19 protein-coding genes are annotated in these 20409 nt (G+C 65.6%); all 19 read right to left on the bottom strand.

From position 1 onward, the window contains the following. Nucleotides 1-42 precede the first annotated feature (42 nt). Nucleotides 43-717: a DivIVA domain-containing protein gene (locus BMY31_RS02305; protein WP_078686709.1), complete on the bottom strand. Its 675-nt coding sequence runs from the start codon at nucleotides 715-717 to the stop codon at nucleotides 43-45. Nucleotides 718-791: 74 nt separating this feature from the next. Beyond that, nucleotides 792-1046, bottom strand: a complete 255-nt coding sequence (locus BMY31_RS02300) for a YggT family protein (protein WP_091007850.1) — start codon at nucleotides 1044-1046, stop codon at nucleotides 792-794. A gap of 3 nt (nucleotides 1047-1049) precedes the next feature. Next, complete coding sequence (proC, locus tag BMY31_RS02295; RefSeq protein ID WP_234970631.1) at nucleotides 1050-1853, bottom strand: pyrroline-5-carboxylate reductase; 804 nt, start codon at nucleotides 1851-1853, stop codon at nucleotides 1050-1052. A gap of 8 nt (nucleotides 1854-1861) precedes the next feature. Further along, nucleotides 1862-2590: a cell division protein SepF gene (locus BMY31_RS02290; protein ID WP_091007846.1), complete on the bottom strand. Its 729-nt coding sequence runs from the start codon at nucleotides 2588-2590 to the stop codon at nucleotides 1862-1864. A 55-nt stretch (nucleotides 2591-2645) separates the two neighbouring features. After that, a complete protein-coding gene (locus BMY31_RS02285; RefSeq protein WP_091007844.1) occupies nucleotides 2646-3383 on the bottom strand; it encodes a YggS family pyridoxal phosphate-dependent enzyme in 738 nt (245 codons plus the stop codon). After that, nucleotides 3380-4234: a polyphenol oxidase family protein gene (locus tag BMY31_RS02280; RefSeq protein ID WP_091007841.1), complete on the bottom strand. Its 855-nt coding sequence runs from the start codon at nucleotides 4232-4234 to the stop codon at nucleotides 3380-3382. Before BMY31_RS02280 ends, BMY31_RS02285 begins: the two co-directional genes overlap by 4 nt. A gap of 8 nt (nucleotides 4235-4242) precedes the next feature. Then, nucleotides 4243-5367 carry a cell division protein FtsZ gene (gene ftsZ, locus BMY31_RS02275; RefSeq protein WP_078686749.1) on the bottom strand — a complete coding sequence of 375 codons (1125 nt, stop codon included), beginning with the start codon at nucleotides 5365-5367 and terminating at the stop codon, nucleotides 4243-4245. A gap of 331 nt (nucleotides 5368-5698) precedes the next feature. After that, a complete protein-coding gene (locus tag BMY31_RS02270; protein ID WP_180371327.1) occupies nucleotides 5699-6949 on the bottom strand; it encodes a cell division protein FtsQ/DivIB in 1251 nt (416 codons plus the stop codon). An 87-nt stretch (nucleotides 6950-7036) separates the two neighbouring features. Then, entirely contained in the window at nucleotides 7037-7957 is a 921-nt protein-coding gene (gene murB / locus BMY31_RS02265) for a UDP-N-acetylmuramate dehydrogenase (RefSeq protein WP_091007836.1), read from the bottom strand. After that, nucleotides 7957-9378 carry a UDP-N-acetylmuramate--L-alanine ligase gene (murC, locus tag BMY31_RS02260; RefSeq protein ID WP_078686701.1) on the bottom strand — a complete coding sequence of 474 codons (1422 nt, stop codon included), beginning with the start codon at nucleotides 9376-9378 and terminating at the stop codon, nucleotides 7957-7959. The genes murB and murC overlap by 1 nt, the downstream gene beginning before the upstream one ends. Before the next feature lie 72 nt (nucleotides 9379-9450). After that, nucleotides 9451-10581 (bottom strand): undecaprenyldiphospho-muramoylpentapeptide beta-N-acetylglucosaminyltransferase, encoded by a 1131-nt coding sequence (gene murG / locus BMY31_RS02255; RefSeq protein ID WP_078686700.1) that lies wholly within the window; start codon nucleotides 10579-10581, stop codon nucleotides 9451-9453. After that, nucleotides 10571-12265, bottom strand: a complete 1695-nt coding sequence (locus tag BMY31_RS02250) for an FtsW/RodA/SpoVE family cell cycle protein (protein ID WP_091007834.1) — start codon at nucleotides 12263-12265, stop codon at nucleotides 10571-10573. Before BMY31_RS02250 ends, murG begins: the two co-directional genes overlap by 11 nt. Next, the gene (gene murD, locus BMY31_RS02245; RefSeq protein WP_078686698.1) at nucleotides 12266-13690 is read right to left on the bottom strand and encodes a UDP-N-acetylmuramoyl-L-alanine--D-glutamate ligase; all 1425 of its coding nucleotides are present in this window, start codon (nucleotides 13688-13690) and stop codon (nucleotides 12266-12268) included. 10 nt (nucleotides 13691-13700) lie between these two features. After that, nucleotides 13701-14732, bottom strand: coding sequence for a phospho-N-acetylmuramoyl-pentapeptide-transferase (gene mraY, locus BMY31_RS02240; protein ID WP_091007832.1), 1032 nt, complete (start codon nucleotides 14730-14732; stop codon nucleotides 13701-13703). Further along, nucleotides 14732-16177 (bottom strand): UDP-N-acetylmuramoyl-tripeptide--D-alanyl-D-alanine ligase, encoded by a 1446-nt coding sequence (locus tag BMY31_RS02235; protein ID WP_078686696.1) that lies wholly within the window; start codon nucleotides 16175-16177, stop codon nucleotides 14732-14734. Before BMY31_RS02235 ends, mraY begins: the two co-directional genes overlap by 1 nt. Nucleotides 16178-16227: 50 nt before the next feature. Next, on the bottom strand, nucleotides 16228-17925 hold the full coding sequence (locus tag BMY31_RS02230; RefSeq protein WP_234970630.1) for a peptidoglycan D,D-transpeptidase FtsI family protein: 1698 nt from the start codon (nucleotides 17923-17925) through the stop codon (nucleotides 16228-16230). Nucleotides 17926-18011: 86 nt separating this feature from the next. Next, entirely contained in the window at nucleotides 18012-18539 is a 528-nt protein-coding gene (locus BMY31_RS02225; protein ID WP_078686694.1) for a cell division protein FtsL, read from the bottom strand. Between the two features lie 138 nt (nucleotides 18540-18677). Continuing rightward, nucleotides 18678-19652, bottom strand: a complete 975-nt coding sequence (gene rsmH, locus BMY31_RS02220; protein WP_078686693.1) for a 16S rRNA (cytosine(1402)-N(4))-methyltransferase RsmH — start codon at nucleotides 19650-19652, stop codon at nucleotides 18678-18680. An 18-nt stretch (nucleotides 19653-19670) separates the two neighbouring features. Further along, nucleotides 19671-20099 carry a division/cell wall cluster transcriptional repressor MraZ gene (locus BMY31_RS02215; protein WP_078686692.1) on the bottom strand — a complete coding sequence of 143 codons (429 nt, stop codon included), beginning with the start codon at nucleotides 20097-20099 and terminating at the stop codon, nucleotides 19671-19673. Nucleotides 20100-20409: the final 310 nt, after the last annotated feature.

Genomic DNA, 20409 nt, shown 5'->3' with positions numbered 1-20409 from the left:
GCTTTGGAAGTCGCAATTCTGTCGGTGGGCCTTCGCTATACGCTAGTCGAGGTCGCTGAAGTCCATGTTGCCAGCAAAGCCGTTGGTGTCCTGCTCTGCGATCGGCGCGGGAGCGGCAACGGGAGCGGGGGCAACAGGAGTCTGCGCAGCGGGCTTTGAGCCGTTCGGGGTGCTGAGGCTCTGCTGCGGGAAGACGGCGTCGGCATCGTCGATGAAGTGCTGCAGGAGCTTCTTGTACTCGCTGCGGAAGTCCTCGCGGGACTGCTTCAGACGATCAATCTCATCAAGCTCGTTCTGCTTCTCGGCCAGGGCCTGGCGAATGACCTCGCGAGCCTTCTGGTCAGCCTCGTTGCGAATGTTCTCGGCGTTGGCGCGGGCGTCGGCGACAAGCTTGTCAGCGCTCTGCTGAGCGACGATGAGGACCTGGGAGATCTGGTGCTCGGAGGCGGAGTAGTCGGGTGCGGGAGCGGGAGCGGCAACGGGCGCGGGAGCGGTGCCCTGCTCCTTGAGCTGGGCAACCTGGGCCTGAGCGGCAGCGAGTTGCTGCTCGGTGGTGTTGAGACGACCCTTGAGGTCGGCGATCTTCTGGAGCATCGCGTCGACCTCGGTGGCAAGCTGGTCGAGGAATGCGTCGACCTCTTCGGTGTTGTAGCCGTCCTCATGCTTCTTGGCCTGGTCAAACGTCATCTGTTCAATGTCTGCTGGGGTGATAGCCATAATGTTCCCTTTCAACTATGTCTCATGCTACGTCAGCAGTGCGTTTTACCGCTTTAGGTAGTATAACCCGAATCCTAAATGAGTATTCGCTGCATCAGCCTAAGGATAACCTCAAGGACGAGTATCGCGAGGACGGGCGAGAAGTCCACTCCGCCAAGGGGCGGAACGAATCGCCTAAAGAGACCGACGTAGGGCTCGGTGAGCGTCAGGAGCGCGCCGCGGATGTCTTCCACGACGCCTCCGGCCGTAGAGAACCACGAGAGCACCGCGGCCGCGACTATGAGCCAGGAGTATATGTCGACGAGCCGATAGAACGCGGTAAGAAGCATGTCCTACTCCCCCGCCAGCTCAACGGTGCGCCTGAGAGCCGCGTCGATGGCACCCTGGACGCCCCCGATCAGCGCGGGCTCGAGCTCTCTCAGGCCCGCGGCCGTGGTTCCGCCCGGAGAGGTGACCTTCTCCATGTAGGCACGCGGATGCTCGCCCGACTCGAGAAGCTGGTCGCAGACGCCGCGCATGGTCGAGAGGACCATCTCGCGGCAGGCCTGGGCCGGAAGCCCCTTCTCGACGCCGGAGCGCGTCAGGGCATCCACCATGAGGGCAACGTAGGCGGGACCGCAGCCCACCACGGCGCCCTCGGCGTCCAGCTGGTCCTCACGCATGACCTTGGCGGAGCCGAGCGCGCCGAAGATCTGGAGCGCGACGTCCATGTCGGCATCGCTCGCCAGGTTGCCCCGACAGAGCGCGGATGCGCCGGAGAGCGCCTGGACCGGCAGGTTGGGCATGACGCGCACCACGCGGGAGTCGGAGAGCATCTCCTCGAGAGTCGCGATGCTCACGCCCGCGGCGATCGAGACGACGAGCTTCCCGGCAAGCTTGGCGCGAACCACCTCAACGGACTGGCGCAGGACCTGGGGCTTGATGGCGAGGACGACCACGTCGGGGTCGCACGCCAACATCTCGCCGGCATCGGGAAACGTGCGGACGCCCTTTGCCGAGAGGGCCGCGAGCTTGTCGTCGTTGTGGTCGCAGGCCATTACCCGAGAGGGGTCTGCGCAGCCGGAGTTGACCAGGCCGGCAGCAATGGCCCCTCCCATGGATCCAGCGCCGATTACGGCAACGGTTGCTTCGAGCATGCGCATCGCTACCTTTCGATGGTGCCGTCGGCGGCAAGCTTGTCGATGTCTGCCTGGGAGAGCTGGACGCCCTGGGGCATGACCACGAAGACGCGGTCGCCGAGCTCGTCGACCTGTCCGCTGATGCCGCAGGCGAGGCCGAACGAGAAGTCGAGGATGCGCTTGGCGGTGTCGATGTTGGTATTCTTGAAGACCAGGACAACAGGCTGGCCCGTGCGAACGCGACGGACGACCATCTGGACGTCGTCGTAGGAGACGGGCTTCAGCACGTAGGGCGGAAGCTGCCCGGAACTGACGCGCGGAACCGCCTTGAGCCCCCTGTCCGCGGGGGTGTTGCCGTTGGTGGTGTTGCCCAGGACGGAATCGTGGGCGGCTGCGTGAGCGGCGCCCTGCGGGATCTGCGTGGTCTCGTCAGAGGCAAAGCTGTCAGAGTACGAAGGGCGCGGGGCGTACTCGGTGCGCGGCGCGTAGTCGGGGTTGGGCGCGGGGTGCTGGTATCCGCCGGAGTAGCTCGAAGTGCCGCGCGCGGGCTCGTTGCCCAGGGGCCTGCCGGAGCGGGTGTAGACGGAGACGCTCTCGGCCTCGGGACGGGGGCTGTTGCCCAGAAGGCCCGTGCCCTCGTGGGTGTTCTGGCCGTAGTCGTCCATCGGCTCGTCGTAGTCGTCGTAGTAGTCGTCGCCGTAGTAGTTGTCGTCAGCGGGACGAAGCCTGTCCCTGAGGTTGTCGAGGAGACCCATATTATCCCCGCCTTCCCGGCCCGGACGTCACCCGGGTCAATCAACAATCGTCCTATTATTCCGTCACGAGGTCGTGGTTGGGATCGAAAACCGTTCTACCAAGCCTAACGAGGGTAGAGCCCTCCTCCACCGCGATGGCGAAATCATCACTCATTCCGCAGGAAAGTGTAGCAAGACCGAGGCCGCTCTCCGAGCTCAGCTGCTCCCGAAGTTCGCGCAGACCCGAAAACGTTCTGCGAGCGGCGTCGGGGTCGTTGGCGGGGGCCATGGTCATGAGGCCGCAGATCTCGATGCCGCCCATGCCAAGAAGGTCATCCATCTCGCTATGAACCTCCTCGGGGGTGAAGCCCGACTTGGACTCCTCGCCCGAGACGTTGACCTCGAGCAGGACGCGCTCGCTATGGCCGCGAACCTCGGCGCGCTTCGAGATGGCCTTCGCCAGGTGCGCGGACGAGACGGAGTGAATCAGCGACACCCTGCCAAGGACCTGGTTGATCTTGTTCGTCTGCAGGTTGCCGATCATGTCGAAGCGGACGCCGTCCATCTCGGGATGGCTCTCGATGCCCGCGAGCTTGCGCACGAGCTCCTGGGGACGGTTCTCACCGAAGGCACGCCATCCGGCCCGCCAGGCGAGCACCACCTCGTCCACCCCCACGGTCTTGGAGACCGCGATGGCCTCCACCTGATCGGCGCCGCGCCCAGAGACGCGAGCAGCCTCCTCGATGCGCGCCAGAATCCGCGCGCGGCGTGACGTCAGGAATTCGAGATATCCCTCGCGCTCCTCATCAGTCACAAGTGGTCACCTTCCCAAAAGATGTTGGTTGTGACGGCACCGGTATCGGAGCCGTCTCCGCGCATGAGCGCGATGGCGCCATGCCGGCCGCACGAGCCGCCCTCGGCGCGGTACGAGTAGAACCTGTCGGTGGAGCGAGGGGTCGAGACCCTGGAGTCCACGACGTTTTGCGGATCAACCCCGACATCAGCCAGGGCCAGCCCGATGGCGCAGGCAAGGTCGAGCCGCCGTCCGGGCAGCGCGACCTTCTCGCCGAACTCGTCGACGAAGCGAGTCAGGAGCTCCTCGGAGACCTCGTAGTCCTCCCCCGCGATGTGCGGGCCAATGTAGGCCACGGACGCAGCCGGGTCGGAACCGGTCACGCGCGAGAGCTCGAGCGTCGCCTTTGCGGCGATGCGGGCGATGGTGCCACGCCATCCGGAATGGGCGACGGCGAATCCGCCGGGCTGGGCCACGACAACCGGGACGCAGTCGGCAAAGCACAGGAGCACCGGCACGTCGGCGACGGTGCACACGACGGCATCGGCACCCTCGCGAGCCTCAAGCCGCGAACGCTCAACGGCCTCGTCGGAGGCCGACGTGACGCTCACGATGCGGTCGCCGTGGACCTGCCTGGGGTTGACCAGCCTGCCAAGGAGTCCCCCGGCGCCGACCGCGCAAAGCAGCCTGCGACGGTTCTCGGCCACGTCAGCGGGGTCGTCTCCGCAGGCGTCGCCCAGGTTGAGCGAAGAGAACTGCCCCTTCGAGACGCCACCGGTACGCTCGGTAAATGCGAACGTGACCCCGCACGGGCGAGAAAGGTCGCCCAGCAGGGTCACGCCGCAGGATTCGTATCTGTCAAGCCCCGCCACAATCGTCCCTAGAGACGGCTGTGCTTGAGGAACTCGGGGATGTCGAACTCCTTGTCGTTGTTGGAGCCCGAGCTGTGGGGCGCGGGGGCAGACGGCGCCGTGGGAGCGGGCGCGGGACGGCTGGAGGGGCGGGAGCTGCTGCCCAGGTTCAGCGTGGGGAGCGGCTGCTGCACGTTGCCGTCGTTAAAGCCGGTCGCGATGACCGTGACGCGAACCTGGTCGCCCAGGCTCTCGTCGACAACGGTGCCGAAGATGATGTTCGCGTCGGGGTCGACGTTCTGCGCAACGAGGTCGGCAGCGTCGTTGATCTCCTGAATGCCCAGGTCCTTGTTGCCCGCGATGGACAGAAGGACGCGCGTGGCACCGTCGATGGAGGTCTCGAGCAGCGGGCTCGAGATGGCCTCGGCGGCGGCGTCGGAGGCGCGGGTGTCGCCAGAGGCGAGGCCGACGCCCATCATTGCGGTTCCGGCGCCGCGCATGATGGTGCAGACGTCAGCGAAGTCGAGGTTGATCAGGCCGGGGACCGTAATCAGGTCGGTAATGCCCTGGGTGCCCTGGCACAGGACGTCGTCAGCCATGCGGAAGGCCTCGAGGAAGGAGGTCTTCTTCTCGGAGAGATCGAGCAGGCGGTCGTTCGGGATGACGATCAGCGCGTCGACGTTGTCGGACAGCGTCTGGATGCCGTCCTGGGCGCGGTTGGTGCGGGGACGGCCCTCGAAGGTGAAGGGCTTGGTCACGACGCCGACGGTGAGGGCACCCACGTCGTTCTTGGCGATGTCGGCCACAACGGGAGCCGCACCGGTGCCGGTGCCGCCGCCCTCGCCCGCCGTGATGAAGACCATGTCAGCGCCGGCAAGGGCCTGCTTGATCTCGTCATGAGAGTCCTCGGCCGCCTCTGCGCCGACCTCGGGGTTGGCGCCCGCGCCCAGGCCGCGGGTGATGTCCGCGCCGATGTGGACCTTGATGTCGGCATCGGAGATGGCAAGTGCCTGCGCGTCGGTGTTGATGGCCACGAACTCGACGCCGCGGATGCCCTCCTCGATCATGCGGTTGACAGCGTTCGTTCCGCCTCCGCCAACGCCTACGACCTTGATGACGGCAAGGTAGTTGCTCGAAATGTCGTTGTCGATCATGGTTCCTCCTCGCTTGGCGGCGGACTTGGGTGCGCTCGCCTCTTCCCTCACGGGCGCAGTCTGGACGCCGTCGATAGTCATCTCGGCCTGCTCCACGACTTCCTTCTGCTTGTTGCGCTTCGTATCCATAGGTTCGTTTCTGTTCGTTGTCTCACTGGTGTCGTCAGGCTCTGAAAAACCCTAAACCTCAGGTATAGGCATATGCCCATCTCAAAGCGACGTATATTTGCACACTTGAAGGTTGCACGTCAACAGATTTGTGTGAAATGTGAATTACAAAGATAGAAGGCGCGTTCCACCTGCGAAAACAATGTCGACCCTAACCTGAGCCTTAGGTTCCGTCCGTTCCGTCTCCCGAGGTGGAGTCGCCGTCGGCGGACGTCTGTCCGGACCCCCTGGATTCGCCGGCGATCCCCGAGGATGCGGCGGCCGACGACGAGGCGCTCGGGTCGCCGTAGGCGTAGTCGGTGCCGGACGTGCCGCTGCCCTGCCCAACGTAGTCCGAGTCAACCTTGCGGAAGGAGGGCTTGGAGGGCACGCGGACGTTGATGTAGGTAATCTTGCCGGCGTACTGGTCAAGGATCTCCTTGATCACGCTCTCCTTTGACGAGATGTTCGAGGGCGACCCCAGGGCGATCTCGACGCCGCTCGAGAGCGTGCACCTGATGCCCTCGAGGCTCGATGCCGAGAAGCTTACGATCTGGCTCGAGATGTCCTGCCCGAGCTCGTTGCGATAGCTCTCAACGGCCTTCAGGACGTCGTCGGTCGCAGTGGAGCCGGCAACGGGGCTCACCGTGGAGGGCACGTCGGTGACGAGCACGGCCCCCGCCTGCTGGGCCATGGCCAAGGCGACCGAGTCGCGAGACTGCCCCTCGGCCACCTGTATGGTGACCGGCTCGATCCACGTGTTGTCGGAACTGAGGTACCAGGCGACGTCACCGGTGCTCATGACCACGAGCGCGTCAGCCCTGCGCTCCTCCACCACGATGTTGAGGGAGTCCGGGAACTGCTTCTCGAAGGTGACGTTGCCTACCCAGGGGTTCTTGCGCAGGTTCTTGACGACGGCGTCCTCGTCGAGGTTGAGCAGCGTCGAGCCCTCGGGCAGTCCCGCGAGCTTCTCGACGTTCTCGGCGCTCACGTGCTCGGTGCCCTGGGCCCTCACGTGAGTGATGGTGAAGGCGGGCGTGTACGAGAGCAGGAGGTAGCCCAGAAGGACCACAAGGAGGATCGCCGCGACGACGATGCCAACGATGATCGCGATGCGCACGCGACCGGCGACCTGCGTGCTCTCGGCGCTCCCCTTGCGCGTGCGAGGCGCAGGGGTCTCGGAGGGGGCGCCGGCCTTGTCCTTGGCCCTCTTGCCGAAATGCGGCAGCCTGGGCGAGAAGTCCGTGGCCTTCGCGCTCGCGGCCGCCCTGACGGTCGCCACCTTGGCGACCTTGCGGCCGGCCGCGACGGGACGGCCCACGCCGGCGCGCACGCCCCTCTGCGGGACCGCCACGGCACGTCTCTGGGCGCGAGCAGCACCCGACGAGCCGCCGCCCAGGACGCTGGGACGGGGCTTCGCAGAACGCGCTGCCATGCCCCGCCTGGGGACCGCTCCGCCGGGGCGCGGGGTTCCCTTGGGGGCGTTTCGCTTTGTGGGCCTCCTCGTTGCCATCGTTGGGGCCTACGCCCTTCGCTTGTCGAAACCGAGGCACTTTACCTCGGGCTGGAGGTTGATTGAGTACTTCTCCAAGACCGTGTCATGCACGTGGCCCATGACGGCGATGACGTCGGAGGCGCTGGCGCCGCCCAGGTTGACGATGAAGTTCGCGTGCTGTGTGGAGACCTCGGCGTTGCCAACGCGGTAGCCCTTGAGGCCGCAGGAGTCGATGAGCTGGCCGACGGAGCGGTCGCCGGGGTTCTTGAAGACTGAGCCGCAGGAGGGCTTTCCCATGGGCTGGCGGCTGCGCCTGCGCGAGATGAGGCGCTCCATCTCGTCGGTGATGCGACGCTTCTCGGCGGGGGTCAGCTGGAAGGTCGCCTCGAGGATGATCTCGTCGGTGGGGATGGAGCACCAGCGATAGCCCCACTCGATGTCGCTCGCCTCGTAGCGCTGCAGACCGCCCTGGGGCCTGAGCGTGACGACGTGGTGCACGCGCGATCCGATCCAGTCGTGGCGGGTTCCAGCGTCCATCGAGACGGCACCGCCCACAGTGCCGGGGATGCCCACGCAGAACTCGAGACCGGAGAGCGAGTGCGAGATGGTCTCGCTCACGAGCTTGGAGAGGATTGCGCCGCCGCCGGCCGAGACCGTATCTCCCTCGAACGAGATGCGCGAGAACTCCTTGCCGAGCTTGATGACGCAGCCGTCGTAGCCCTCGTCGGCGACGAGGATGTTGGAGCCGCGCCCCATGACGACCCACTCGACGCCCTCCTTCCGGAGGATGTCGATGGTCTTGAGAAGTGCCTTGTAGCTGTGTGCGGTCACCATGAGCGCGGCCGGGCCGCCGATGCGGTAGGTCGTGTGGTGCGACAGGCGCTCGTCCCTCAGGACGTCAGCCTCGAAGGCGCCGGAGAGCGCCATGTATGCGTTGAAGACGCTCATTAGGCCTCGGGGTTCTCATCGAGCTCGCGCTTTGCGGCGATGAACATGGGACCGATGGCGGTGACGTCGCCGGCGCCCTGGGTAATCAGGAGGTCGCCGGGGCGGCAGGTCTCGACCAGGTGCTGGACGAGGTCCTTGCGCTTGGCGATGAAGCACACGTCGCCGACGGAGCCGGCCTCCTGGACCTTGCTCGAGACGGTCTTGCCGGTGACGCCGGGGATGGGCGTCTCGCCAGCCGAGAAGACCTCGGTAACGACGAGCACGTCGGCGTCGTCGAAAGCGGTGGCGAACTGGTCGGCCAGAGACTGCGTGCGAGAGTAGCGATGCGGCTGGAAGACGCAGACGATGCGGTCAAAGTCCAGGTCCTTGGCCGCGGCGAGGGTCGCCGCAATCTCGGTGGGATGGTGGCCGTAATCGTCCACGACGGTGATGCCGTCGATGTCGCCGACGTGGGTGAAGCGACGGTGCGCGCCCTTGAAGGTCGAAAGCGCGGCCGCGGCCTTGGCCACGTCGCAGCCGAGGGCCTCAGACACGGCGATGGCCGCCGTGGCGTTGGACATGTTGTGCCTACCGGGATTGGCGTGGATGGTAACGCGCACGACGTCTCCGGAGGGGGTGCGCACGCCGAAGTGACTCTCGAGCTTGTGGTGGGAGTCCTCGGGGAGGCAGACGTAGTCGCAGCTCTCGTCGAAGCCGTAGGTCACAACCTTGCGGCCGGTGGACTGGGCGAGCTCGACGTAGTGCCTCACGTCGCCGTTGATCACGATGGTGCCCGCGTCACCGACAAGGTCCATGAACTTGCAGAAGGTCTTCTCGATGTTCTCCAGGGTGCCGTAGTGGTCGAGGTGGTCAGCCTCGATGTTGGTAACCACCACGACGTCGGGGTCGAGATAGAGGAAGGAGCCGTCGGACTCGTCGGCCTCGCAGACGAAATAGCCTCCCCTGCCGTCGCGGCCGTTGGTACCGTACTCCTCGACGATGCCGCCGATGAGGAAGGAGGGGTCCATGCCCAGGTGGTCGAGCATGCTGGCGACCATCGAGGACGTCGTGGTCTTGCCGTGCGTGCCGGCAACGGCGACCGTGGTCGCGTCAAGGGAGAGGTACGAGAGCATCTTCGCTCGGGGCCAGACGGGGATGCCCAGCTCTCGCGCTCGGATGACCTCGGGGTTGGTCTCGGGGATGGCCGAGGAGGTCACGACGACGTCGGGGGCAACATCGTCGATGGTGGACGCCTGGTGGCCCAGGTGAACCTCGACGCCGGCCTCCTCGAGGTCGCGGGCGTAGCGCGACTCCTTGAGGTCGGAGCCGCTCACCTTGCAGCCTCGCTCGTGAAGGACAAGGGCGATGCCGCTCATGCCGGCGCCGCCGATACCGATGAAGTGGGCGCGCTCGACGTGCGCCGGAACCATGGTCTCAGTCATGAAAGCCTCTCTATGCAACGCTAGGGAGCCCGCGTCGCGCGGGCTCCCCACTACTGTACAAGAACGTGGGAGCTATGCCCTGAGCGAGGCGGCACTCTCCACTTGGTCTGCGAGTGCGCTGGCCGCCTTGTCCTGCCCCAGGCCACGCGCCGCATCGGACATAGCGCGGCGTCGATCAGGCTCGTCGATGAGCGAGAAGAGGCTCTTGGCGAACTCAGGCTCGTCGATGCGGTCGTCCGCCATCATGACGGCCGCGCCGGCGTCCACCAGGTAGCGGGCGTTCGTGGTCTGGTGATCGGCGGTGGCCAGCGGGTACGGGACCAGCATGCTGGGAATCGCAAGCGCCGCAATCTCAGCGACGGAGGAAGCGCCCGAGCGCGACAGCACGAGGTCCGCGGCGGCAAGCACTTCTCCCATGTTGTCGATGTAGGGCATGACGCGCCATCGGCGCGCCTCCTGTTCGCCGAGCGCGAGCTGCTCGACGACGGAGTCGTACTCGCCCTTGCCGGTTGAGTGGACCACGTAGAGGTCGTCACGCGAGAGCAGCTGCTCCTTCAGGCCCGCAACGACCTGGTTGAGGTGGCGCGCGCCGAGCGATCCGCCGAACACCAGCAGCATGGTGGCGTCCTCGGGGATGCCGAGGGAGGCGCGGCCGCGGGAGCGCTCCGCCTCGATGACGCTGCGGCGGACCGGGTTGCCGGTGACGATGATCTGCGTGCCAGCGCTCACGCGGTCGCGGAACGCGTCGATGGCGACGGGGAGCGAAACGCAGACGCTGCGGACCTTTCCCGCAGAGGTCTTGTTGGCGAGGCCGGGCACGGAGTTCTGCTCGTGTACGAGCGCGGGCACGCCGTGCGAGTGGCACCAGTTGATGAGCGGGAGCTCGATGTAGGCGCCAAAGCCGATTGCGACGTCCGGCCTGCCGCTCTGGGCGAAGTCGGCGCCAAGCGTGCGCTCGGCACGCTTCATCTTGACGAGCGCCTGTATGAGCGTCCAGGGGCGAGAGCGATCGAAGCCCTTGACGTCGATGGGGCTGAACGGGAAACCGGCCTGTGGGACCAGCGTCGCCTCGAGGCGCGTGGGTTGTCCGTAGAAGTGAACCTCGTGACCGCGGTCCGCAAGCTCCTCCGCGAGCGCGAGCGCCGGGTTGATGTGACCCGCCGTTCCTCCCGCCGCGATTGCGACCTTGAGCCTATCTGCCACGCCTACCACTCCTTCTGTCCCCGAGGTCATAGTTGGTCCCGCGGACCTCGGGCCTTGAATCATCTTTCCTCAGGCGGTCGCCGGCAGAGGGGCCAAGGTCTATGCGCCTGCGACCGTTTCGGTCGGTAGTATACCTTGCGCCCTTGGACCTCGCACGCTCTTCACGCTCTCGTCTGAGCGCCTCCGGGCTGTTCGCACGCTCGGTTCCTCGCGCGGCCATGCCCTCGCGATAGGCCTCGCGCCTGCCGGGACGCTCGCGGCGCTCGACCGAGTCGGCGTGGCCTTCTCGCCCACCGCCCAGTACGGTAAAGGAGTGGCGCGGGGCCTCGAAGGAGGTCTGCAGCAGGGAGTGCCCGCGGGCGCTGCGGGGCGTGGGGCGACCCGCGTGCGAGAAGCCGTCGGAGCGCTCGTCGGAGGTGGCGCCGTCGCAGTCGTAGTCGTCCTGGCCCTGGCGCAGCGCGAAGCTGCGGCGGCGCGCGTCGTGCTCGGTATCGGGCAGCGTCGAGCGCAGCGAGACGTTGACCACCAGGCCGGCGAGCAGCAGGCTGGCGATGACCGAGGAGCCACCGTACGAGATGAACGGGATGGGCTTGCCCGAGAGCGGGAACACGCCCAGGACGCCCGACACGTTCAGCAGCATCTGGACGATGAGCATCGTGGTGCATCCCGCCGCGACGAGAGTGCCCGTGAGGTCGGGGGCGTAGCGCGCGATGCGGAATCCCGCCCAGAGCAGGACCATGAACGCGCAGATCATGCCCAAGGTCCCCACCAGCCCGCACTCCTCTCCGATGACGGCGAAGATGAAGTCGTTGTAGGCCATGGGAAGAAAGCCGTACTTCTGCTTGGACATGCCGATGCCCACGCCGAACAGCCCGCCCGACCCAAACGCATAGAAGCCCTGGATCAGCTGGTAGCCGGTGTTGTAACGGTCTGCCCACGGGTTAAACAAGGTGACGATGCGCTGGCGCGAGTAGTCATCCTTGAGCGAGATGAACAGGAAGCCGGCGATGCCAGCAAAAAGAAGGCCGATGATGAACTTCGCCGGGACGCCGCCGAGCAGACACATCGCCAGGAGCGTGGCCACGCAGATCATGACCGTGCCCTTGTCGGGCTGCAGGAGGATGAGGACGAACGGCACCACAAGGCCCAGCCCTCCAACCATGCGGGCACGCCCCGCGTCCGCGAAGCGGTCGCGGGAGTACTGGGTGATGAGGACCGCGCCGGCGATGACGACGGTGGCCTTCGCGAACTCGGAGGGCTGTAGCGAGAAGCCGCCGACGCTGATCCATCGCGTCGCGCCGTAGGCGTCCTGTCCGGCCGATGGCAAAAAGACAAGAAGGAGCAGGAAAATGGACCCAAGCATGAGGAACGGGAGGCCACGCCCGACGATGGAGCGATAGTCCACCAGGGCCGCAATGCTCGCGAGCCCCAGGCCGACGATGACGAAGACTGCCTGGCGCTGCAGGTAGTGCGCGGGGTCATACCCACCCTCCGCCGTAGTGAGCGCGGTAATGGAGGACGACGAGAAGATCATGAGTAGGCCGAAGCCCACGAGCGCCGCAACGGCCCCGATGAATACCAGGCGCGGCACCATGAAGCGCGCGGGCGTGCCGAAGAGCGTGCGCTCCTGCGGACGCGATTCCGCGCGGCGCCTCCTGCCGATGCGCGAGACGGGGGCACCCATTTACAGCTCCGCCTTGTCGGAGTCCGATAGCCCGGCTACGAGGCCCTTGAAGACCCGGCCGCGCTCGGCCATGTTGCGGAACTCGTCAAACGAGGAGCAGGCGGGCGAGAGGAGCACGACATCGCCCTCGCGGGCGGCCTCATGGGCCGCGTCGAACGCCTCGCGCAGGTGCGGGGCACGAATGACGGCGAGGTTGGAGGACTCAAGGACCGCCGCGTCCTCGACGGCGCGCGCGATTCTCTCGCCGGCAGCGCCAAAGCACACGGCCGCCTTGCAGTGGCGCGCAACCAGCCTGGAGAGCGAGGCAAGGTCCGTCCCCTTGTCGTGGCCGCCCAGAAGCACGATGACGTGGCCCGCCTCATAGGCGACGAGGGCCTTCTCGACGGAGTCGGTGTTGGTCGCCTTGGAGTCGTTGACGTAGAGGACCCCGTCGACGGTGGCGACGGGCTCGTTGCGGTGCTCGAGCGCCTGGAAGCCCTGGAGCGCATCGGTGAGTTCGCGCGCATCACAGCCCAGCTCGAGAGCCATGGCGCACGAGAAGAGCGCGTTCACCACGTTGTGGGTCCCCTTGAGGGTGAGGTCCTCCACGCGAGAGAGCTCGCTCTCGCGGCCCGCGAGGCGCACGACGAGGACGCCGTCGCGGACGAAGGCCGCGTCCGGTCCCTCGGGCTCGACCGTGGCGCTGACCATGAGCGTACGGACGCCGCGCGTGGCGAGACGCGCGGCGACGCCGCGGCAGTACTCGTCGTCCTGGTACAGGACCGCAAGGTCCCCCCCGTCGAGGTTCTGGAAGATCTTCTCCTTTGCCTGGGCGTAGGCCTCGAGCGAGCCGTGCCACTCGACATGGTCCGGAGTGACGTTCAGGAGCGCCGCGACGCGGGGGTGCAGGAGCCTGGTGGTCGCAAGCTGGAAGCTGGAGAGCTCGGCGACGAACCACTCGCCATCGACTCGCCCGGAGACCTCGTCAGTGCAGAGGTTGCCGATGTTGCCAACGGCGACGGCCTGACGCCCAGCGGCATGCAGAAGCGCGGTGGTCAGCGAGGTCGTGGTGGTCTTGCCGTTCGACCCCGTGATGGCGACCCAGTCGCGGGGACTCTCGCGCCAGGCGAACTCGGGCTCGCCGATGATCTCTCGCGCATGGTCACGAGCAGAAAGGAAGAAGGGGCAGAACTCGGATATGCCGGGGCTTGCGATAGCGAGGTCGTAGCTCCCCTCGACGTCCTCGCTGCCCAGGACGACGCGGCCGCCCAGGGACTCGAGCTCGCGGGAGGCGTCTCCCTCGGTTGACGCGGATCCTCCGTAGACGGTGACCGAGCCGACGCGGTCGCCGAGGCCCAACAGGTAGCGGGCCACGTCCACGCCGGTCTTGCCCAGTCCGAGCACCAGGACATCCCCCAGGTTTTCCGCAGTGCGTGCGAGCGTCAAAACGAGCCTCCTAGCTCAGTTGGAAGTACAGTGCGAAGCCAAGTGCCGCAAATGCAGCGGAGACGATCCAGAAGCGGATGACGACCTTGGTCTCGCTCCAGCCCTTCTTCTCGAAGTGGTGGTGGATGGGAGCCATCAGGAAGACGCGCTTGCCCGTCGCCTTGAAGCTGATGACCTGGATGATGACGGAAAGCGCCTCGCAGATGAACAGGCCTCCCATGAGAAGTGACGTCACCTCGGTCTTGGTGAGGACCGCGAGGGCGGCGAACGCCGCGCCCAGCGCGAGCGAGCCCGTGTCGCCCATGAAGATGGACGCGGGGTAGCAGTTGTGCCAAAGGAAGCCGACCAGCGCACCCGCGATCGAGGCGGCAAACACGGCCAGGTTGACCTCGTTGTAGCGGAAGGCGACCATGGCCATGGCCATCATCACGACGAGCGTGCAGCCGCCCGCGAGGCCGTCGAGGCCGTCGGTCAGGTTGACGGCGTTGGAGAGGCCCGCCATGAGCAGGAACACGAAGAAGATGTAGAGCCAGGGCACGTAGAAGATGGTCCCCATGGCCGTGAAGGTCGTAGTGAGGACGCCCAGGTCGATGGTGAAGCCGCCGGGAAACTCGACCGTCGGACGGATTCCGCAGAGGCTGACCGCCAGAACGCCGAAGACGACGGAGATCAGGATGAGGCCGATCATCTTCTGGGAGGGCGTGAGGCCCAGCGAGCGCTTGTGGGCAACGGACTCGATGTCGTCCAGAAGGCCGAGCGAGCCGGTGAGGTAGGTCGCGATGACGGCGAGCGTCAAGTCGACCGTCCAGCTTGCCTGCAGGAAGCAGGTGATGAGGACGGCGAGAAGGAACACGACGCCGCCCATGGTGGGCGTGCCCTGCTTGATCAGGTGGCGCTGGGGGCCGTCGGCGCGGATCTGCTGGCCGACGCCCTCGTGGCGCATCAGCTTGATGAAGGGCGTCATCAAAAACGCGGTCAGCACGCCGGCGATGGCGGCGGCAAGGAACACCTGGTAGGTAGGATAGCTTGGGTTGCCGAACATTAGGCAAGCACCCCTTTCACGAACGCGTCAAGGCCGGCGGAGCGCGATGCCTTCACGAGCACGAGGTCGTCCTCGCGCAGGATGGGAGCGATGACGCGGAGCGCCTCGTTGACGTCAGAGACGACCTCGAGCCTGTCCTCCGAGAAGCCCATGGTGCGGGCGGCCTCGACGGCGTGGCGGATGTCCTTCTCGCCCACCCAGACCAGGAGGTCGAGGGGCTTTGCCGCGGCATACGCGCCGATGTAGCCGTGGAGACGGGCGGCCTCGTCGCCCAGCTCTCCAACCTCGCCCAGGATGGCGACGCGCCTGCCCTCGCAGGACATCGAGCACAGCACGTCGAGCGCCGCCGCGATGGAGCTGGGGCTGGCGTTGTACGAGTCGTCGATCATGCGGGGCTTGCCCTCGGCGGTGACCACCTCGAGGCGCATGTGCGTCTGCGGCATGGTCGCGATGGCAAGCGCCGCCGCGCGGCGGTCGACGCCCAGGCGGTCGCAGATGGCCATGGCGAGCAGGAAGTCGCTCACGACGTGGCGACCGGGAACGTTCAGGCTGACGCTCAGGCTCTGGCCGTCCGAGAAGACGAGGCCAAGCGTGGGAAGGCCCTCCTCGTCGAGCGCAAGGCCCTCGGCCCTGACGTCGTCGTCAGGCGAGAAGCCCACCCTCTGGGTCTCGACGCCGGCCGGCTTCGCGAAGCCGTCGTCGATGAAGTCCGCAAAGTCGTTGTCCGAGGTCATGACCAGGAGCGAGCGTGTGACGTCCCCGTCCGAGCTCGGGCGCATGCCCTCGATGATCTCGGCCTTGGCGCGGGCGATGTTCTCGCGAGAGCCGAGCAGGCCGATGTGGCTCGTGCCGACGTTGGTGATGACGGCGACGTCCGGGCGGGCGCAGGCGGTCAGGCGCGAGAGCTCGCCCTTGTGGTTCATGCCCATCTCGGCCACGACGACCTCGTCGGTCGCCTCGGCGCCGAGGATGGTCAGCGGCAGGCCGATCAGGTTGTTGAAGTTGCCGGCAGTAGCGTGGGTGCGGTAGCGCGCGGAGAGGCCCTGGGCCAGCATATCCTTAGTCGTGGTCTTACCCACCGAGCCCGTCACGCCGACGACCTTCCACTGCGGGTTGCGCCCGCGCCAGAGGCCGGCGAGCCTCAGCATGAACTCCTCGGGGTCGTCGCCCTCGGCGCGCAGGACACAGGAGCCCTTCTCGCGTGCCAGGGAGAGGAGCTCCGGGGAGGGCTCCGCGGTCACGACGACCGCGACCGCTCCGGCCTCGACGGCCTGAGGGGCGAAGCGGTTGCCGTCGACGCGCTCGCCGCGGAAGCACACGAAGACCGTGCCCTCGCCCACCTGGCGCGAGTCGGTCGCGACGTTGGTTGCCACGCGACCGTCCGCGCAGGCGAGCGCCTGGGCGCCCGTTGCGGCCACGATGTCGCTGACTGAGATGTCAAACATGAAATAGCCTCTATCCAAAAATCCAACGGAGCAGCGTTTTCGCTCCGAGCTTACGAGCTGGGCTCAACACCCATGTCAGAGAGGGCCTCACTCATGATAGTCGAGAAGAGCGGGGCAGACGAGCTCGACGCGAGGTACGGGGTGCCGTTCAGGCCAACGTAGACGAGCACCTTGGGGTTATCCGCCGGCGCAAAGCCGATGAGCGACGAGACGTACTTGTACTCGATGTAGCCGTTCTCGTCGGCCTGCTCGCCGGTACCGGTCTTGCCAGCGATGTCGTAGCCCTTGACCTGGGCAGCGGTTGCGGTGCCCGACTGGACGACGGTGCGCATCATGTCGGTCACGGCGTCGGCGGTCTCCTTCGAAACGGAAGTGCCCACGGGGTCCCAGGTGACCTCCTCGCCGCCCTTGCTGACGAGGAAGTGCGGCGTGACCAGGGTGCCGTCATTGGCAATGGAGCCGACCGCCTTCACCATCTGGACGAGCGGGATGGCGAGCGACTGTCCGAACGACATGGCGCCGATGCTCGCTCCGTCGTACTGGTTAAGCTGCTTGACCATGCCCTGGACCTCGCCAGGGAAGTCGATTCCCGTGGCTTGGCCGATCTGGAAGGCCGAGACGCCGTTGGCGAAGTTCGTCTCGCCGATCTCGTTCTGCGTGACCAGGGCTATGCCGGTGTTCGAGGACCTGCGAAGTATCTCTCTCAGGTCCATGGTCATGGTCTCGGTTCGACCATCGTCGTCGCGCACGATGTCGTCGCCGACCCTGACGCCGCCGGGAACCGAGAACGTGTCCATGGGACTGACCGAGCCGCTCTCCAGGCCTATGGCGGCCGTGAGCACCTTGAAGATCGAGCCGGGCTCGTAGGACGACGAGACGAGCTTGAGTGAGGTCGCGCCCTCCTCGATCGTGGACGTGTCGGTAACGTCGAACAGGGGCGTCGAGCAGGCCGCCAGAATCTCGCCGGTGGTGGGATCGGTCACCATGACCGAGCCGGAGTCGGCCTTGTACTGCTCGGTGCCCTTGACGATGGTCTCCTCGGCGACACGCTGGATGTCGATGTCGAGCGAGATGACGATGTCAGTGCCGTCCCGCGCCTCGTCAACCTCGGAGTGACCGCCCGCGATCGGCGTGCCGCCCTGCCCCGTCTCGAGGTACATGGTTCCGTTCTTGCCCTTGAGGATGTCGTTGTAGTAGTACTCGAGACCGGTCAGGCCGTCGCCGTCGATGCCGACGATGCCGAGCACCTGGCTTCCGATCGCGCCGTAGGGATAGACGCGCTTGGAGTCCTTCAGGCGATAGATGCCCTTGATGCCCTTCTCCTTGAGCTTCTGCTCTATCTCGTCGGCGTCGTCGGAGTCGACCTGGCGACTGATGTACGAGAACGTGCCCTGAACCCTCATCCTGCTGACGTAGTTTTTGGACTCGCCGCCCAGGACCTCCTCGAAGACGTCGCCGGCGCCGTTGGGGTCGTCGACCTCCTCGGGGTTGCAGTAGAACGTGGCACACTCCTTGCTCATCGCGAGCACGTTGCCGTTGCGGTCATAGATGGTGCCGCGCTTCGCCTGCAGCACGATGGCATTGCTGCGGCTCTGCTGGGCCTCTGCCGAAAGCGAGCTCGCAGTGACCACCTGGAGGTAGATCAGCTTGCCCACGACGAACGAGAGGACAAGCAGAAGAATGCAGCCGAGGATCTTGATGCACTGGTCAAAGTCGCGTGGCGGAACGCTGTTTGCGCGTCTACGCAAACGTGAGGCCTCGTCATACGAAGCCCCACGCATCTGGTTGCGCCCACGGCGCCTATTGTCTGAATGATATCTCACAACTCAAGAGTTTACGACTGCATGCTTGCCGAGCCCCCAGCGTTGGAACTCTGCGCAGCATCTGCAGAAGACGCGGGGGCAGAGGCGTCCTGGGCGGAGGAGCTTGCAAGGGAGGCCTGGGAGCCAGCCGCGGGGGAGCCAATCGTGAGCGTCTCGCAGGAGTCGGCGCGAACCATGCCATAGCACTGGCCGGCGATGTGGTCGATGCGTGAGGAGCTGGAGAGCACGGAGCGCTCGGCCTGGAGGTCCTTGTTCGTCGACTGGGCGGAGGCGATGTCCTGCCTGAGGGAGGCCGTCTGCTGCATCTGGACGACGGTCGTCGCGGAGAGGGCGACGCGCACGACACCGCAGCACACGAAAACGGCCACGGCCGCCATGACAAGGACGAAACGGGAGAAGAACACGTGCGAGATGCCCTGGCGAACCTTTGCGTCAAGCCCGCCACCAGTGACGACGCCAAATGGTGCGTGGCGATGGACTTCCTGCTCACGCTCCCCCGCGACGCCGTAGAGGCTGTAGGCCTCGGAACCCTGGTACATGGTGAACTCCCCCGTTGACTGGAAGGGCCACCGCGTGCGGTGGCTCCTTGTGGTGTGGTAGTAGTACGTTTGAGCTGCGTTTGTAGTACGTACTGCTTCATTTATGTTGTATGTCCACGGCCCGAGGGCCGGTGGAGCCTAGTTTGCGCCCTCTTGCGAGACGTCGCGCTTCACCGCGACCCTCATGAGCGCGCTTCGGGCCCTTGGGTTGAGGCCCACCTCCTCGTCGCTGGCGACGAGGGGCTTGCGTGTCTTGACGTCGACTATCGGCACGTGACCGCATACGCACACCGGAAGGTCCGGCGGGCAGACGCAACCCTGCGACATCTCCGAGAAGACGTGCTTGACGATCCTGTCCTCGAGCGAGTGATACGAGATCACGCAGATGCGGCCACCGGGGTTCGCCCAGCGAATCGCAGCCCTGAGGCCCTGGTCGAGGACGTCGAGCTCGTGGTTGACCTCGATGCGCAGGGCCTGGAAGGTCTTGCGCGCCGGATGCCCACCGTGTCGCCTGCCCGCAGCCGGGATGCCGGCCTTGATGACCTCGACCAGCTGGAGTGTGGTCTCGATCGGCGCCTTCTCGCGCGTTCGCACGATCTGGCGGGCAATGCGTGACGCGAACTTCTCGTCCCCATAGACGCGCAGAATCCGGGTGAGGTCGGCTTCGTTGTAGTTGTTAATGACCTCGGCTGCGGTTTGGGTGTTGTTCCCCGGATCCATACGCATGTCAAGCGGAGCGTCCTCGTGGTACGAGAAGCCCCTTTCTGGGATGTCAAGCTGAGGAGAAGAGACTCCGATGTCGAACAGGAAGCAATCGACTCCTGGGACCTCGGCCTGGACGAGAAGCTCGTCGAGGGAGCCGAAGTTGCCCTTGAGGAACCTGTGCTCCGCCCCAGGGACCTCGCGCTCGAAGCGCTCGGAGGCTGCGGCGAGGGCCATGTCGTCCTGATCGATGCCAAGCGAGAGGCCATCAGGCTGGATTCGCTTGGCCATCTCGACCGAGTGCCCGGCCCCACCAAGAGTGCAGTCGCAGACTACCTCGCCTGGTTTGGGGTCAAGCTCGGCCAAGACCTCGTTGATCATCACGGGTATGTGCCGATATTCTCCTGTCAAGTTGCTCACTCCCCCGCTCTAACCGAACATCAGGTCCTCGAGGTCATCGGCGACCTCGCTCATCTCCTGCTCGTAGCGAGCAGAGTCCCAGATCTCGAAGTGGTCCACGTTACCCAGGACGGTGACCTCACGCTCGATCCCGCACTTGCCGATCGTCTCTGCGCCGAGCTTGCCAAGGGCAATCCTTCCGGCAGAGTCGAGCTCAACAGTGAAGGCCATCGAGGTGAGCGCGCGGCGAAGCTTCACATGGTTCTTGTTGCGAGGATCGAAGCCCTCTGCGAAGAAGCTCTCCACCCACTCCCTGTGGCCCTCGGGAGTAAAGCCGTAGATCTTGCCACTGACGGGAATGAGGACGACCTTCTCGTTGAACTCCTTGCGGAACGGAGCCGGCAGGGTAATGCGCTGCTTGGCGTCAAGGTTGTGCTTGAACGTGCCAGTCAGATACATTGACCCTCCCCTCTCAACTACCAGGGAGCCATATCCCCTCAGTGCGTGACTAGAACTATACGTTCAATTGCGACACCATGCAACACTTTCCGACACTTTCTGACACCAGGCGGCTCCAAACGACACCCGAGTGGTGGCCAATGGGGAATTAGGCACTACATGTTGTAAGAACAAGCGTTCTGCAACACAAACCGCAGGAAGCTTTTCGCACCCGTGCCGTACGCTAATGTGACGGGAATATGAAGCGCTCCCACTGGTCGTTCGCGCCGCTTACGATACAGCCATTTACCTGCATTTATATTGCGCTGAC

Origin of the sequence: Parafannyhessea umbonata (assembly GCF_900111255.1) — a bacterium.
In the GTDB taxonomy this organism is placed as follows: Bacteria; Actinomycetota; Coriobacteriia; order Coriobacteriales; family Atopobiaceae; genus Olsenella_J; species Olsenella_J umbonata_A.
The sequence above is the reverse complement of the archived record's forward strand: the minus strand, read 5'-3'. Positions and strand labels throughout refer to the sequence as shown.